Annotated in this window: 12 protein-coding genes; 9 read left to right on the top strand and 3 right to left on the bottom strand. The window is 44.2% G+C overall.

What is annotated here, in order from left to right:
• Positions 1 to 95 precede the first annotated feature (95 nt).
• Both DIU38_RS24870 and DIU38_RS24865 read left to right on the top strand, forming a co-directional pair.
• Positions 96 to 1,811, top strand: coding sequence for a GMC oxidoreductase (locus DIU38_RS24870; protein ID WP_112657013.1), 1,716 nt, complete (start codon positions 96 to 98; stop codon positions 1,809 to 1,811).
• Between the two features lie 25 nt (positions 1,812 to 1,836).
• Positions 1,837 to 2,595 (top strand): 3-keto-disaccharide hydrolase, encoded by a 759-nt coding sequence (locus DIU38_RS24865; RefSeq protein ID WP_112657015.1) that lies wholly within the window; start codon positions 1,837 to 1,839, stop codon positions 2,593 to 2,595.
• A 271-nt stretch (positions 2,596 to 2,866) separates the two neighbouring features.
• Here DIU38_RS24865 and DIU38_RS24860 read toward each other — a convergent pair whose 3' ends face one another.
• Both DIU38_RS24860 and DIU38_RS24855 read right to left on the bottom strand, forming a co-directional pair.
• Positions 2,867 to 3,352: a hypothetical protein gene (locus DIU38_RS24860; protein ID WP_112657017.1), complete on the bottom strand. Its 486-nt coding sequence runs from the start codon at positions 3,350 to 3,352 to the stop codon at positions 2,867 to 2,869.
• 63 nt (positions 3,353 to 3,415) lie between these two features.
• Positions 3,416 to 5,752, bottom strand: a complete 2,337-nt coding sequence (locus DIU38_RS24855; protein ID WP_112657019.1) for an efflux RND transporter permease subunit — start codon at positions 5,750 to 5,752, stop codon at positions 3,416 to 3,418.
• 415 nt (positions 5,753 to 6,167) lie between these two features.
• On the opposite strand from DIU38_RS24855, the gene DIU38_RS24850 reads away from it, so the two are divergent.
• The 7 genes from DIU38_RS24850 to DIU38_RS24820 all read left to right on the top strand — a co-directional run bounded on the left by DIU38_RS24850 (position 6,168) and on the right by DIU38_RS24820 (position 14,681).
• Positions 6,168 to 6,536 carry a diacylglycerol kinase family protein gene (locus tag DIU38_RS24850; protein ID WP_112657021.1) on the top strand — a complete coding sequence of 123 codons (369 nt, stop codon included), beginning with the start codon at positions 6,168 to 6,170 and terminating at the stop codon, positions 6,534 to 6,536.
• A complete protein-coding gene (recO, locus tag DIU38_RS24845; RefSeq protein ID WP_112657023.1) occupies positions 6,526 to 7,251 on the top strand; it encodes a DNA repair protein RecO in 726 nt (241 codons plus the stop codon). The genes DIU38_RS24850 and recO overlap by 11 nt, the downstream gene beginning before the upstream one ends.
• Positions 7,252 to 8,064: 813 nt before the next feature.
• A complete protein-coding gene (locus tag DIU38_RS24840; protein WP_112657027.1) occupies positions 8,065 to 8,370 on the top strand; it encodes a toxin-antitoxin system YwqK family antitoxin in 306 nt (101 codons plus the stop codon).
• Positions 8,371 to 8,463: 93 nt separating this feature from the next.
• Entirely contained in the window at positions 8,464 to 8,769 is a 306-nt protein-coding gene (locus DIU38_RS24835) for a toxin-antitoxin system YwqK family antitoxin (protein ID WP_112657029.1), read from the top strand.
• 126 nt (positions 8,770 to 8,895) lie between these two features.
• Entirely contained in the window at positions 8,896 to 9,396 is a 501-nt protein-coding gene (locus DIU38_RS24830) for an endonuclease V (RefSeq protein ID WP_112657031.1), read from the top strand.
• A 493-nt stretch (positions 9,397 to 9,889) separates the two neighbouring features.
• Positions 9,890 to 12,274, top strand: coding sequence for a glycoside hydrolase family 3 C-terminal domain-containing protein (locus DIU38_RS24825; protein ID WP_112657033.1), 2,385 nt, complete (start codon positions 9,890 to 9,892; stop codon positions 12,272 to 12,274).
• A gap of 67 nt (positions 12,275 to 12,341) precedes the next feature.
• The gene (locus DIU38_RS24820) at positions 12,342 to 14,681 is read left to right on the top strand and encodes a glycoside hydrolase family 3 protein (RefSeq protein WP_112657059.1); all 2,340 of its coding nucleotides are present in this window, start codon (positions 12,342 to 12,344) and stop codon (positions 14,679 to 14,681) included.
• Between the two features lie 902 nt (positions 14,682 to 15,583).
• On the opposite strand, the gene ruvC is transcribed toward DIU38_RS24820, so the two are convergent.
• Positions 15,584 to 16,174 carry a crossover junction endodeoxyribonuclease RuvC gene (ruvC, locus tag DIU38_RS24815; protein WP_112657035.1) on the bottom strand — a complete coding sequence of 197 codons (591 nt, stop codon included), beginning with the start codon at positions 16,172 to 16,174 and terminating at the stop codon, positions 15,584 to 15,586.
• Positions 16,175 to 16,186: the final 12 nt, after the last annotated feature.

Here is a 16,186-nt window from a genome sequence, read left to right as displayed (position 1 = left end):
AAAAATTTAAAGCTTTAAGCTTTCGGCCTTCTGCTTTCAGCTTTATAAAACCTATTGACAATTAAACAGTTTATTAATCATAACCAATTGTAACTATGCCTCAAGAACCCCAAAATGCTAAAGATCAGTTTACCTATGATGCTATAGTGATAGGCTCAGGCATTAGCGGTGGATGGGCAGCGAAGGAGCTTTGCGAGCAGGGCTTAAAAACCCTTGTACTTGAACGGGGCCGGGATGTGCAGCATATCAAGGATTATCCAACAGCAACGATGGATCCCTGGGAGTTTAAACATCGCGGGGCTATGACGAAAGCTTTCCTCGACGAAAATCCGTTGATAAGCCGTGCTGCCGGTTATGGTGAGGACGATGCCCATTTTTTTGTGAAGGATAAAGATCATCCTTACATACAGGAAAAACCGTTCGACTGGATCCGAGGTTATCAGGTTGGTGGTAAGTCGCTTACCTGGGGGAGGGCTTGCCAGCGATGGAGCAAGTTTGAGTTTGAAAACCCGGCCCGTTTTGGTTACGGCATTGAATGGCCTATTGGTTACGATGATGTAGCGCCATGGTACTCACATGTAGAAAAATTCATAGGCGTTTGCGGTAATAAAGACGGCATTGAGGCTATGCCCGACGGGGAGTTTTTGCCTCCCTTTGATATGAACGCGGTGCAGGAACATATCAGCAATAAAATAAAAGAAAACTATCCCGACAGGCACCTGGTACATGCCCGCTGGGCGCACATCACAAAACCGGAGCAAATTCATATAGATCAGGGCCGGGTTAAATGTATGGCGCGCAACCTGTGTATGCGCGGCTGCCCCTTCGGTGGTTATTTTAGTTCGGTAAGTTCAACGCTGCCCTGGGCCAAAAAAACGGGTAACCTCACTATACGTCCCTTTTCGGTAGTGCATTCAATTATTTATGACGAAAAGCTTGGCAAAGCTACTGGGGTAAAAGTTATCGATACCAATACCAAAGCGGAGTTCGTGTATAAGGCCCGGATCATTTTCATGAATGCTTCGGCATTGAATACTAACCTCATCCTGCTCAATTCAAAATCAGAAAGGTTCCCGAACGGGCTTGGCAATGATAATGGCCTACTGGGTAAATACATCGCTTTTCAAAATTACCGGGCATCGGTAACGGCAGATATGGATGGTTTTTTAGATCGATATTATTTTGGCCGTAACCCAACCGAGCTGATCCTGGCCAATTATCGTAACCTGCACAAACAGGAAACCGATTATAAAGGTGGCTTCACCACGTTTATGGGTGCATACCGTAACCGGGGACCAAAAGAAACTGGCGAAGGCGAGGTTGGCGGCGCTTACAAAGATTCGCTTACTGAACCTGGTGGATGGAGTGCGTATATGTACCTGCAGGGCGAAACCATACCCAAGGTCAGCAATCATGTACGCTTGAGTCCGGATAAAAAAGACCAATGGGGTATTCCGCTGCTGATTACCTCGGTTGAGTACGATGAGAATGATGAACGGATGATACAAGACTTTTTAACCCAGACTGCTGCCATGTTTGAAAAAGCAGGCTGCACTAATATCCAAAAGCATGAAAACAAACAAGCACCGGGCCTCGATATCCATGAAATGGGAGGGGTGCGTATGGGGAAAGATCCAAAGACATCGCTGCTTAACCAATGGAACCAACTCCACTTGTGCAAAAACGTGTTTGTGACCGATGGCGCTTGTATGGCGACTACCGGAAACCAAAGTCCTTCAATTTTGTATATGGCTTTAACGGCCCGTGCTGCTACTTATGCGGTGGGCGAATTTAAAAAGGGAAATCTTTAAAACTTACTAATTAAACATAACACCAATGAACAAGGTATTTTTAATAGCATTAACAGCCATCGCCATAAGCGGCTGCCATTCATCCACCCCAAAAAACTATAATAATGACAGCTCCGTTGTTGCCGATACCAACAAAAAAACGGCGGTCACAGCTACTGGATTTGAGCCATTATTTGATGGTAAAACTACCGACGGCTGGCATGCGTATGGTAAACCGGCACCGGGTTTGGCCTGGAAAGCAGAAGATGGTGTACTGCATCTTGACGCATCGCAAAAAGGCGACTGGCAAAGCAAAAACGGCGGCGACATGGTTAGCAATGGTGAATATGAAAATTTTGACCTGAAGCTGGAGTGGAAAATTTCCAAAGGCGGTAACAGCGGGATCCTGTTTCATGTTAAGGAAGATACCACTAAATATAAATACAGCTATTTTACCGGCCCCGAATGCCAGGTAGTTGATAACAAAGAAAATGAAGACGGCAAACTCATCAAACACCGTGCGGGCGACCTGTACGATCTGATCTCCATATCAAAAGAAGTAGTTAAACCAGCCGGCGAATGGAACCAGGTAGAGATAGTTTGTAACAACAGCAAGCTTGATTTTACTATCAATGGCGAGCATGTATTGTCAACTACGCTATGGGATGATAACTGGAAAAAACTGGTAGCGGGTAGTAAGTTTAAAGAATGGCCCGATTTCGGCACCTTTAAAACCGGCCACATCGTATTGCAGGATCATGGCGCTGATGTGTGGTACAGGAATATTGAGATCAAGAAGTTATAAGGCTTGTCCATGACTAAATCGTCATTATTGTGAGTTGGAAAATTTGACTTGTGAAGACTTACGAAGTTTCTGAAACTTCGTAAGTCTGGATTCTACAACTTGACGATATATGATGTATTCCTACCTCTTGTTTCCTGGCGTCTTGTGTGTTCCCCCAACTTTAGCGCAAGTCTTGAGCGGAAACGTGCTGGAAAACATCTATATTATAAAACAAAAGCCAGGAACGTTGTAGCCTGTAAAAGCCTTGACAGATTTGTAAACTTTAAGCGGGTCACTTCTTAGGGACTTTAAGTTTCTTCTCGCGCTTATTATCAGATATCATTTTTACAAGGGTTTTACCCTGTGTTAGTTGTTTGGCATCTTTAACTTTTGCCAGTGAATTTTGCCAGGCTTCTTCTACCAACTTTCTTATTTCCCGCTGCGGAAAAGCTTCAATATCGTTCACCAGCAAATAGCGGTACTGCTTGCCTTCGCCAATAAGTATTTTGTGCGGATCGGAAAGTTCGGAGCCCCAGTAAAAGCCGAAATGGGTATTGTAATTACCCCCACGGTACAGGGCAAACGAGCAAAAGATATGGCTCATTTTTTCGGTAGGCGACCAGCCCACGGCCAAAGCATTATAATTGTCATAAATAAGTTCATTGGCCTGAGGGTACAGATCCCATATAAAATCGCGCAGCCATAAGGCACGTTCCCGCACTTCGGATGGGAAGGTTCTCAAAAAGAAAAGCAGATCGGTAACCTCTTCTTTCGGCATAATATAAATGTACAAAGAACTCGCCTGAACCAGGATGGCAGACAGAAAAATTAATTTCTAATTCTATTCATCAATATCCGGCCCCTTGATCTTGTTACGATCAACACCACCTTCAAGTGATAACAAAAACGCAGGAAGCAACGTAAGGTTACTGATCATAGCCACCAGCAGGGTTATAGATAATAGTACGCCCAGGGCAACGGTGCCGCCAAAATTTGATATCGCGAAAATACCGAACCCAAAAAACAGCACCGTAGCAATGAAGATCATGCTGACCCCGGTTTCACGGATGGTATCTGAGACTATTTGCGAGATGCTCTTTTTGCTGCGGCGTAATTCATGACGGTAACGGGTTATGAAATAAATGGTCTGGTCGGACGAGATGCCCATGGCAATACTGAAAATCAATATGGTTGACGGCTTAAGAGGGATGCCAAAAAAGCCCATAATACCTGCCGTGATAATAAGAGGAATAAGGTTAGGCACCAGCGATATGGCAATCATTCTTATACCCCGGAAAAGGATCCACATTACGCCCGCGATAAGTACAATAGCCCAGGCCAGGCTTTCATATAGGTTTTTCAACAGATAGTTAGTACCCTTTATAAATATTATGCTCGAGCCGGTTAATTCAACATGAAACTTCTTCGGATTGAAAATAGAATCGATGCGTGGTTGCAATTCGGCCAGTACGGTATTCATTTTTTTTGAACCGGCATCAACCATTTCAAAGGTAACACGGGTAACGCGGTGGGTGCTGTCGAGATAGGTTTTTAGCAAACCGCTTGTACCTTTGCCTGAGTTGCCCGCATAGTTGAGGATAAAATTTTGCTCCAATCCGTCGGGCAGGCGGTAATACTCAGGCCTGCCCCCATAAAACGCCTGTGTGCTGAATTTCAATACCTGGATCAATGATACCGAACGGCTGAATTCAGGGTAGGAGGAAATCAGTTTTTCCAGTTTCTCTACCTTGCGGATAGTGGCTAAGTTCATTACGCCGTTTTTGTGTTTGGTATCGATACTAACCTCTAAAGGAAGCACCCCGTTAAAATTCGATTCGAAAAATTTAAGATCGTGCAGGGTGTTATTGCTTTGGGGCAGGTCGTCAACCACATATCCATTGATATTAATCCTAACCATACCAACAATGGCAATGATGACCAATACTGCGGTGGTTAAATAAATGGTTTTACGTTTGGTATGCACCAGCTTATCTAAACTGGCCAGCAGCCCATCCATCAATTTACTGTCTTTAATCCCGGTTTGGCTTGCTTTTGGTGCAGGCAGAAAACTGAATATAATAGGAACCAAAATAAGGCTCAAGGCAAAAGTTCCCATGATACCAATTGAGGCTATCAAACCAAATTGGGTAAGCAATTCGCTATTGGTAAAGCATAACACACCAAAGCCAATAGCCGTAGTAACGTTGGCTATAAAGGTGGTGATACCTGCTCGCTCAACGGCAACCTCCAAAGCAGCCATTTTATTGCCGCTGATGCCGTACTCATGAAAATACTTATTGAGGATAAATACACAGTTAGGGATACCGATAACCACAATAAGCGGAGGGATGATACCGGTTAAAAGTGTCATTTCGTAGTGCATCATTTGCAATACGCCGAGGCTGAATATTACACCCAATATCACGATCAGCACCGGAAAAATAACCGGGAATACCGAACGGAAAAACAGTAACAGGATCAGCGCAGTAATAACAACCGACAGGCTTAGGAATAATGAAAATTCATGAGCTACCAGGTCGCCTACTACGGTGCGGATAAGCGGTAAACCCGAATAATGTACTTTGATATTGTGCTTGTTTTCAAATGCCTGCCCAAGCTGGTTGATCTTTTTAATAATAGGTACGCGGAATGGCGTGTTAATGATCTTGTCATCAAAAGTAATAGCCATGAGGGTGCTTTGGCCGTCGTTGCTTATTACCAGCCCTTTGTAAAAAGGCATGGAAGCAAGCTGTTGTTTTACGCTGTCGACAGCCTCGGCGGTTTGCAGCGGACCGGAAACTAAAGGCTTCAATACAAATTTATGCTGCAGGGTGTCCTTTTGCAGGTTGTAGATATTAGCCGCCGAGATCACAGCTTTGATCCCTTTTATTTTCTTTAACTGTTCGCCAATCTGGTACCAGTCGTTAAAAACATCTTTATCAAAAATATTGGGCGATTTAATGCCAATAACCATTGATGAAGCGTCCTGCCCGAAGGTTTTCTTAAACTCGGCGTAGCGGATAAACGCCGAATCAGTAACCGGAAGCACTTTGCCGCCATTGAAGGTGATTTTTACTTTCGACGCCTCGTAGCCCATAAAGGCACTCAGCGCTAAAACGCAAATAAAAATTATCAGCCTGTTTTTAAGAATTGCAGAAGCTATATGTTTCCAGAACATTATTAACAATATATAAGAGAGAGGCGCAAAACTACAAAAAATGCGTTATCTGCCTATTAATGATAGTGATAATGTGACAATGAGTTAACGGGTAACGGGTTATATGCCATTAGTTGATTTATTTGCAGCGTTTAGTGTTCAACTTTTTTAGGGCTGAACACTTGCCGTTGTTTTATAAAATATTGGCTTTGATAATCAGTGAGTTATGTTTTGTTAGATTGACTGTTTTTGAGTATTTGAACAACTTAGTGTTGATAATCAGGTTTTTGTGTTTTGGTAAAAGAAAAAGTTGAACACCGGTTTTTTTAAAAGTTGAACACTTGTATTATGCCCTTTGCTATTGATGCCGTTACCTATGGCAGGAGCGCTGTAAATGCGCTATCCGCATTTGTGCCTAAACTTTGTATTTTTGAACATGAAAAGGTTGGTACGCAGTTTTGGTTTTGCGTTTAAGGGTTTGGGGTATGCTGCTAAAACCCAGCCTAACTTCAGGTTTCATTTGGTGGCCGGAACGATTGCAGTAATCCTGGGCTTACTTTTTCAGATCTCAACTGCCGAGTGGCTTTGGCTCTTGGCCTGCATTGCCGTAGTGCTTATCACCGAATTACTCAATACTTCGCTCGAAACACTGACCGACCTGGTTTCGCCTACTTATAACGAAAAAGCGGGGCACGTAAAAGATATAGCTGCCGGCGCTGTTGTTGTGGCTGCATTGTTCGCGCTGATAACCGGGATAGTTATTTTTTTACCGAAAATCATTTTATTGATAAGGCATGCTGCATAAAACCCGGGGTATTATATTCAGGGCTACTGATTACGGCGAAAGCAGTGTGATCGTACAAATCTTTACCGAGAAATTTGGTCTGCAATCGTACATCATTAATAGTGCTAAAAAGCCCAAGGCTAAGATAGGCAGGAACATGCTGCAACCCCTGCATTTGTTAGATCTGGTGGTTTATCACAAAAATACAGGCAGCGTGCAGCGCATTTCCGAATTAAAGAATGCGCCGGTATTGCTCAGTATCCCTTACGATGTGATTAAGAGCTGTATAGCCATATTTTTGAACGAAGTGTTGTACAAAGCGATAAAGCAGCAATCGCCGGATGAGAACCTGTTCGACTTTATTTTCAGCGCTATTGAATGGCTCGATCACCAAACTGAAAGCGTGGCCAACTTTCATTTGATATTTTTAACCCGGCTTACCCGTTATCTTGGCTTTTACCCCGACCGTTACATGGCGGGTGAAGCTGATTATTTCGATATAAAAAACGGACAGTTTACCCGCTATAAGCCCGAAAGCATTTCATACCTTTCACCTCCGCATACCGATAATTTTCGATTAGTATTGCAAACCAGTTTTGAAGATATGCACCTGCTTAAACTAAGCAATGATGAACGTCGCTACTTGGTGCAAAAGCTGCTGGAATATTACGCTATGCATATCGAGGGCTTTGGCAATATCAAATCGGCCGATGTATTGGAAGAGGTGTTGGCGTAGGGGAGACTTCGCTGAGTGTTAAACAAGCGTCATTTAGGAACGAAGGATCTAATATTCTTACCCTGCATACTCGCGTCAGAAATGAGAGTGGAATGTTTCGGTCGAAAAGTATTTGATTTACCTACTCTGTTGCATAGTGTAGATTCGGAGATAAATTTGCTATTTAAATAACAGCAGTTTTATAGTGTTGTACCAATTGTCAAAGATATTTACTCGCATTGATGGATTTTGCACTCAAAGATGGGAAGCAGATTTTAATAAAATTACTGAGGTCCCGGTGTGACAGCCATGGTTAATGTAAAAAGCTAAAATAGGTTATGGAAATAAAATATATGACATTGCTGAACGATAATCGCTCGGCAACAGCAGTGAATTCTGGTATAAGAAAGATTGCACGTGGTATTTCAATAGAAGAAATATCGCGTTGGAAAATTCATATAACGGAGGAAATCAGTTTCCCGCAGCGCTTCGCGAGCTTTTGTTCTTAGCAGGCGGATATTGTTACGTTCTTGATTACGGATTAAACGATAGTCAGGATGAAATGCAACTAACTTCGAGGGAATATTTGACATTTCTCGGGCGCAATAGGACTATTTCGAGACCATTTTACGTAATTGATGTATGCAACGCCGGTGATCAATTCCTTTTTGTATACTTGGACGAAGGAAAAGATGATCCTACTCTTTACGAAGCATTCCTTGACGGAGATCTTTATAATAGAGATAACTGGATTAATGCTGTTAAATCACCATTGACTGCTTTGATAAACAGCCGTATAAAGAGATTTTTAAGTAGCGGTAACTCGTTTTGATAATGGAATTAAGAGTAGCATATGACGATTTGCAAACAGCTGGTTTTGACAGCGGCGGTGGTGAAATCTTGCACTATAAGGGAAAAGCTTTTACAGGAATGGTGCTGGAGCTCGCCAGCGATGGAACGTTGATCCGCGAAGAGGAATTCAAGAATGGTCACAGGGATGGCGTCGAACGCTCATTCTTTCCCAATGGTCAGAAACAACTGGAAGGTTTTATTCGATTCAATAACCCTTATGGTCTTTATCGGGAATGGGATATAAACGGAAATCTAATTAATCAATATGACTGGGGCCCGGAACCGTGAGATCATCCAAGCCTTAGTTCTGACTGGTATTTTATTGAACCGTCGGCGAAAATATGATCAAATCTCCTGGCTGATTTTTTTAAGTTAAAAACTATGGCGTTAAGAGTAGAATATGACGATTTACAAAATGAAGGTTTTGATAGCGGCGGCGGAGAGATTTTGTTTTATCTGGGGCTCCCTTTCACAGGGACAATTGTGGAATATAATAACAATGCAGTGCTCATTTATGAAGAGGAATTTAAAAACGGACACAGAGACGGTGTAAGGCGGACCTATTTTGCAAATGGCCAGAAAGAAAGGGAATACTTTCAAAGATTTAATAAACTTTACGGAATGCAACGCGAATGGGATACAAGTGGAAACCTTGTCTATCAACATAACTGGGATGCAGAACCATAAGAAGATACACGGTTTTCGGCCTTTTTTATTTATCCGCGGAGACAGCTGATACCGGATTTTATCAAATGGTAATTGCACCATTTATTGATAGTAACCAGAAACTTTAACACAGAAATTATTCAACCTATGATTTTGGCCATAGATGTTCACTATAAAGGTGCATTAGCAAAGGTGGTTGGTGCTTTTTTCGAACCTAAAGCGGCCAAGGCGGTCCAATATATTACAACCAACATTAATGGTGTTGACGAGTATGTTCCTGGCGAATTTTATAAGCGTGAATTGCCTTGTATTCTTAAACTTTTAGAGAAAGTTGAATTAGGAAAGCTCGATGCCATTATCATTGACGGAAATGTTTTCATTAATAATAATGGCGATTTTGGCTTAGGAGGCAGATTGTGGGAAAGCATCGATCATAAGGTAGCTGTGATAGGTGTCGCAAAATCATTGTTTAAAAATACCGAAGATAAGGTCATTGAGATCCAACGGGGTAAGAGTGAAAAGCATTTGTTTGTTTCGTCAATCGGCATTGATCTCGCGGCAGCAGCGTCCTTAATCCATAATATGCATGGAGAATATAGGCTGCCCTCAATTTTAAAGGAAGTTGACCGCCTAACCAAGGAAGCCTAACAGCTTTATAATTTAAAAAACGTAAACCCCTATTAACAATGCGGTATCACTTAATGACTGATACCGATTACTACATTGCACATTTAGTTACCATAATATGACGAGCACTCTGTGAAACTTGTTATGCCCCTGCAGTTGCACATTCCCTGCATCTTCCGCCCGTTTTCGCCCGAAGCTTACCTGCTGACGAAGAACGCCTTTTTTAACATGTCATGGGTAGGAACGAAGTATCCTTCTTCACCCTGTATAGCGGCTCTGTATCTTGAAAATATTCTTCGTTATCGTTCAGAATAACAGGTAGTTTAAAAATTTATCATTATCCCATTTTATCGTCTCATTCCTTCCTTCCCATGCGTATTCTTCATCTATTCATCGATAAAACTTGCTATTGTAAAACTTAATTTTTACTATTGTGTAATAATGACACAAAGAGTATATTTTCCTTGCTGTTATTACCGCCAATTAGCCCCTTTAACCTATTTAATTAAAAAAAATGAGAACGAGCTACAAACTACACGTTGCTTTAGCATGCGTTTTATTTGCCGGTGGTATTCACCAGGCAGTACAAGCCCAAAGCAAAAGCCCTGCCCCACAATTAAGCGCAACAAACGTAAAGCAGATTGTTGCTGCCATGACACTCGAAGAAAAATCGAAGCTTGTTGTGGGAATGGGTTTTAAGATGCCGGGCGTACCGCCGCCGGTAAAGGGCAAAAAACCTGAGGCAATTGATATAGGCGGTTTTAAATTGCCTCCGTCTGATCCGGATGCTTATAATATCCCCGAAAAAGTACCCGGAGCTGCCGGTCGCACGCATGCTATTCCACGTTTAGGTATCCCGTCTATCACGGTATCTGATGGTCCGGCAGGGCTGAGGATCGAGCCTATCCGCAATGGCGATAAATCAAAAACCTATTATGCTACGGCGTTCCCGGTTGCCACCCTGCTGGCCTCAACCTGGGATACCCAACTGGTAAATAAAGTAGGCGTTGCCTTTGGTAACGAAGTGCGCGAATACGGTGTGGATATTTTGCTGGCGCCGGGCCTCAACATTCACCGCAACCCGCTGGGCGGCCGTAATTTTGAATATTATTCTGAAGATCCTTTAGTGGCCGGCAGTATGACCGCGGCCATTGTTAACGGTATCGAATCAAACGGGGTAGGTACTTCTATTAAACATTACGCTGCCAATAACCAGGAAACCAACCGTAACTCCATCAACACCATAGTAAGCGAGCGTGCCATGCGTGAGTTGTACCTGCGCGGTTTTGAGATTGCGGTAAAAAAAGCACAACCCTGGACAGTGATGTCGTCATATAACAAACTGAACGGCACTTTTACATCCGAAAGGCGCGACCTGCTCACTACAATCCTTAAAAAGGAGTGGGGCTTTAAAGGTTTTGTCATGACCGATTGGTTTGGCGGTAAAGATGCCGTAGCACAGATGAAAGCAGGCAACGACCTGCTGATGCCGGGTAACCCAACCCAATCCGATGACATAGTGGCTGCTGTAAAAAGCGGGAAGCTTAGCGCTCAGCAACTTGATGCCAACGTTGAGCGCATCCTGAATGTGATAGTTCAATCGCCTACGTTTAAAAAATATAAATATTCTGATGCCCCTGATCTGGCCGGTCATGCTGCTGTAGCCCGTGAGGCAGCCGCGCAGGGTATGGTGCTTTTAAAAAATGATGACCATGCGCTGCCATTTGGTACAGGTAAAAGGATTGCTGTTTTCGGCAATACCTCATATGATATTATTGCAGGCGGTACCGGCAGTGGCGATGTAAACAAAGCATATACTATTTCATTGATGCAAGGTTTGGCCAATGCCAATTTTAAGCTGCAGGAAACGCTTTCCAATAATTATAAAGCGTACCTCACAGATATGAAGGCCAAACAGCCAAAACCTAAAAACTTTTTTGACCATCCCGCACCAATCCCCGAAATGGATGTAAACGCTATCGTAGGCGAAGAAGCTAACGGTGCTGATGAAGCGCTGATTACGATAGGCCGTAACGCAGGTGAAGGTGCTGACCGAAAATTGGAAAGCGATTATTATTTAAACGATGCCGAAAAAGGATTGATCAATGGTGTTGCCAGCGCGTTTCATGCTAAAGGTAAAAAGGTAATAGTTGTACTTAACGTAGGTGGTGTTGTTGATGTTACCGCCTGGCGCGATAAGGTTGACGGGATTTTATTAGCCTGGCAGCCAGGCCTGGAAGCCGGTAACGCCATTGCCGATGTGTTAAGCGGTAAAGTAAACCCATCGGGCAAACTGGCAACTACTTTCCCTGCCGACTATAAAGATGTGCCATCGGCTAATAACTTCCCCGGTACGCCCGAAGGTAAACCAACACAGGTTATCTATGAGGAAGGTATTTACGTGGGATACCGTTATTACGATGCCGCTAAAGTTACCCCGGCCTATGAGTTTGGCTACGGATTGTCATACACCAACTTTAAATTCAGCAATCTGAAATTAAGTTCGAAGGTTTTCAAAAACATGATCACTGCCTCGGTTACTGTTAAAAATACCGGCGATGTAGCAGGTAAAGAGGTGGTTCAGCTATATCTCGCGGCTCCTAAAAAGGACCTGGATAAACCGGAAGATGAACTGAAGGCTTTTGGTAAAACCAGACTGCTGGCACCGGGCCAATCTCAAACCTTAACGCTTACTATCAAAGCGGCCGACCTGGCTTCGTTTTATACCGACAGGCAGGCCTGGATAGCTGATGAAGGAGACTATAAAGTGAAAATAGGTTCATCATCGCGCAAAATAGAGGAAACGGCATCTTTCAGCCTCGCCAAAGATATCACTGTTGAAAAAGTAAACAAGGCGCTGCTGCCTCAACAAACCATAAACGAACTAAAACTAAAGTAAAACCAACCCCGGCCTCTGCAATATTTTTTGCAGGGGCTTTTTTCTTTAACCGGAATCATGAATGATTATGGCCAAACCAATTAAACTGATAACCCTGCTGGCCCTGCTGCCGGCAACCGCTGTTATAGCGCAAAACAAATGGACAGAAAGAAAAGCGGGTGATATTGCTTTTATCACTAATACCGGAGGGCAAAACCTGGGATATTCCAGTACATCTGGCGTGAAAATATTAACTGTCGATGGCTTCGCTTTTAAAGACCTGAACAAGAATGGCAAACTGGATAAGTACGAAGACTGGCGCCTGCCGGTTGATGAGCGGGCTAAAGATCTTGCCTCAAAAATGAGCGTTGAGCAAATTGCCGGGCTGATGTTGTACAGCCGTCACCAGCCTATTCCAGCGGCAGCAGGCGGTCCGTTTGCGGGAACTTATAACAATAAGGTTTTTGCAGAAAGCGGAGCCAAGCCATCAGACCTGTCTGATCAGCAGAAGCAGTTTTTGGCTAAGGATAATGTAAGGCATGTGCTGGTAACATCAGTACAAAGTCCTGAAATAGCCGCGCAATGGAATAATAACGCGCAGGCTTTTGTGGAAGGCCTGGGTTTAGGCATCCCAAATAATAACAGTTCCGATCCCCGCCATGGCACCGTGGCAACAGCCGAATACAATGCCGGGGCTGGAGGGGCTATTTCCATGTGGCCGGGATCGCTTGGGCTGGCTGCTACCTTTGATCCTGAAGTGGTGAAAAACTTTGGGCATATAGCTGCGCAGGAATATCGGGCTTTGGGTATTTCAACGGCGCTTTCGCCGCAGGTAGATATCGCTACCGATCCGCGATGGGCGCGTGTGAGCGGTACTTTTGGCGAAGACCCTCAATTAGCTGCCGATATGGCCCGTGCGTATATCGATGGCTTCCAGACCTCAGCTGCCGAAAAGGAAATTAAAAATGGCTGGGGTTATAACAGCGTGAACGCTATGGTTAAACACTGGCCCGGGGGTGGAGCAGGAGAGGGTGGCAGGGATGCGCATTATGCTTATGGCAAGTATGCGGTTTATCCGGGCAATAATTTTAAGCAGCATTTGATCCCTTTTACCGAGGGCGCGTTTAAGCTGCAAGGTAAAACAGGCATGGCTGCGGCCGTGATGCCTTATTACACCATCTCATACAACCAGGATATCAAAAACCACGAAAACGTGGCCAACAACTATAACTCTTACATTATTAACGACCTCCTCCGTAAAAAATACAAATACGATGGCGTAGTTTGTACCGACTGGCTGGTTACCGGCGATGAAACTACGGTTGATTCCTTCCTTTCGGGCAAATCATGGGGCGTAGAAGGCCTTTCTATAGCGCAGCGCCATTACAAGGTGCTGATGGCGGGTGTTGATCAGTTTGGCGGCAATAACGAGGTTGCCCCGGTTGTTGAAGCATACCAGATAGGCATAAAAGAACATGGCGAAGCGTTTATGCGGGCAAGGTTTGAGCAATCGGCAGTGAGGTTATTGCGCAATATTTTCAGGACTGGCTTGTTTGAAAACCCTTACCTGGAACCTGAAGTTTCCAAACAAGTTGTTGGCAAGCCTGAGTTTATGGATGCAGGTTACCAGGCCCAGCTTAAATCCATAGTAATGCTGAAAAACAAGGCTAACATTTTGCCTTTGCAAAGCGGCAAAACGGTATATGTACCTAAAAAATTTACTCCGGCAGGCAGGAATTTTTTGGGAATGGAGACACCTGAAAAATTGGAATATCCTGTAAATATGGAAACTGTTAAAAAGTATTTTAAAGTAACCGATAACCCTGAGGAGGCCGATTATGCCCTGGTATTCATAGCCAGCCCTAACAGCGGTGGCGGTTATAACAGCGCCGATGCCAAAAGCGGCGGAACGGGTTATGTACCGGTTAACCTACAATACGGTGCCTATACTGCTACCGATGCCCGCGCAACCAGTATAGCAGGCGGAGATCCGCTGGAAAAATTTACCAATCGTACTTACAAGGGCAAATCAAGCACTGCTATTAATGTTACCGATTTGGCTATGGTTACCGATACTTATGCCAAAATGAAAGGGAAGCCGGTTATTGTATCTGTTAATATGAGCAATCCGATGGTATTTGCCGAATTTGAAAAGGATGCCAATGCTATCATTGTTGATTTCGGCGTGCAAGGCCAGGCTTCTCTTGATATCATGACCGGTAAAGCCGAGCCATCTGCATTATTGCCGCTGCAAATGCCGGTTGATATGAAAGCCGTTGAAGCTCAGTTTGAGGATATGCCACACGATATGAAGTGCTATGTTGATGAGCAGGGCAATAAGTATGATTTCGGCTTCGGCTTAAACTGGAAAGGGGTGATTAAAGACGGGCGTGTGGATAAGTATGTGAAGAGTGTGGTGAAGCCGTAAAGGCGCGTCTCCACTGCGTCATGGGTAGGAGTTAAAATACGGGTCTCTGAAGGAGAAATAACATGCTCCATCGTCATGCCGAATTTATTTCGGCATCCCACAGGACAGGTAGTCGCTTTGCTTAGCATGGCTGCTTAGCGAGTGGGGTGCTGAAACAAGTTACCCATGACAAAAATAAAAAATGGGTCATGCTGAGTGTTTAAATCCGGGGGCCTCTGAAGGTAAAATGACATTTGCGTCACATTATTGCTGTAAGGAATGAAGCAACCCCCGACAGGCTGGTAACGGGCTTCATTAGTATTTGACTTACATCGTCGCGCTCTTGGCCGCGCGGGGCCAGTTACTTTTGTCGCCACAAAAGTAACCAAAAAGGCTTGCAGCAGAGAGGCTTCTTTGCGCACAACCTGGCCCCATAGCCATCGGCGCGGCCTTCACCCTGCAAAACGAACAGAACCACGGGCTGCAATTATTTTGCCCCGATTCGCACGCAATGCCTCCGCTTCTGCAAAAACTTGCTATGCCCCCTGCAGCCGCACCGCCCAGCATCGTTCTGCTCGTTTTCACCCGAAGCTGATCAAAAACACATTTTTTATCTTGTCATGGGTAGCCCGTCGAAGCATAGGGGGCAGGCCTCTGCGCGCGAGTCTTCGACAGGCTGCCATTGACAAGTTTGCAACATGCTGATTATCAGGCGCAAAAAAATGTCATCTGCAATGCGATCATTTGTGAACAAATAAACCCCTACTCAGACTGACAGGCCGTCTTTTGTCACCTTCAGAGTCCACGGGTTTAAACACTCAGCATGACAAATGTTCGTTATAATTCAGACTTACGAAGTTTTCAAAACTTCTTAAGTCTTCTGCTTTTTATTTGGAATAATAAGGTGGAAAAATCAGATGGTCTCACTTCACAATCCGCTTGGCATTGTCTTTCACAAAAGTATCCCAACCTGAATATGATTTTTTAGAGCCCGATTTTCCAGAACCCGAACTTGTGGGGAGCCGCTGAAATGAATGACAAACAGCTACAGCCAAACCATCGGTAGCATCCAAAAAATCGGGGGTTTCTTTAAATTTTAACAGGCTTTGCAGCATGGCGGCTACCTGCTCCTTGGTTGCATTACCATTGCCCGTTATGGATTGTTTTATTTTACGGGGGGCATATTCGGTGATGTCTACATTGCGCGATAATGCGGCGGCTATGGCCATCCCCTGTGCGCGACCGAGTTTCAGCATCACCTGTATATTTTTCCCGTAAAAAGGAGCTTCAATAGCCAGGCAATCGGGGTGATAGTTATCAATAAGGGCAACGGTTTTTTCGAAGATGCGCTGCAGCTTAAGCATATGATCGTCGGTAACGGGCATTTTTACTACGCCCATAGCAAGCAGCTCAATTTTAGGGCCGGTTTCCTTTAGCAGTCCGTAACCCATAACGGCTGTGCCGGGGTCGATACCCAAAATAATCCTTTCCTTTAAATTTATCGCCTGCTGCATATGGCCCAAAGG

The organism is Mucilaginibacter metallidurans (assembly GCF_003286435.2).
Classification (GTDB): Bacteria; Bacteroidota; Bacteroidia; order Sphingobacteriales; family Sphingobacteriaceae; genus Mucilaginibacter; species Mucilaginibacter gossypii.
Note: the sequence above shows the minus strand (reverse complement) of the source record. Positions and strands in the feature narration are given on the sequence as shown.

Excerpts from the sequence above, each read along its gene's own strand:
- DIU38_RS24870 (WP_112657013.1), top strand. The coding sequence starts at position 96 with ATGCCTCAAGAACCCCAAAATGCTAAAGATCAGTTTACCTATGATGCT.
- DIU38_RS24865 (WP_112657015.1), top strand. The coding sequence starts at position 1,837 with ATGAACAAGGTATTTTTAATAGCATTAACAGCCATCGCCATAAGCGGC.
- DIU38_RS24860 (WP_112657017.1), bottom strand. The coding sequence starts at position 3,352 with ATGCCGAAAGAAGAGGTTACCGATCTGCTTTTCTTTTTGAGAACCTTC.
- DIU38_RS24855 (WP_112657019.1), bottom strand. The coding sequence starts at position 5,752 with ATGTTCTGGAAACATATAGCTTCTGCAATTCTTAAAAACAGGCTGATA.
- DIU38_RS24850 (WP_112657021.1), top strand. The coding sequence starts at position 6,168 with ATGAAAAGGTTGGTACGCAGTTTTGGTTTTGCGTTTAAGGGTTTGGGG.
- recO (WP_112657023.1), top strand. The coding sequence starts at position 6,526 with ATGCTGCATAAAACCCGGGGTATTATATTCAGGGCTACTGATTACGGC.
- DIU38_RS24840 (WP_112657027.1), top strand. The coding sequence starts at position 8,065 with ATGGAATTAAGAGTAGCATATGACGATTTGCAAACAGCTGGTTTTGAC.
- DIU38_RS24835 (WP_112657029.1), top strand. The coding sequence starts at position 8,464 with ATGGCGTTAAGAGTAGAATATGACGATTTACAAAATGAAGGTTTTGAT.
- DIU38_RS24830 (WP_112657031.1), top strand. The coding sequence starts at position 8,896 with ATGATTTTGGCCATAGATGTTCACTATAAAGGTGCATTAGCAAAGGTG.
- DIU38_RS24825 (WP_112657033.1), top strand. The coding sequence starts at position 9,890 with ATGAGAACGAGCTACAAACTACACGTTGCTTTAGCATGCGTTTTATTT.
- DIU38_RS24820 (WP_112657059.1), top strand. The coding sequence starts at position 12,342 with ATGGCCAAACCAATTAAACTGATAACCCTGCTGGCCCTGCTGCCGGCA.
- ruvC (WP_112657035.1), bottom strand. The coding sequence starts at position 16,174 with ATGCAGCAGGCGATAAATTTAAAGGAAAGGATTATTTTGGGTATCGAC.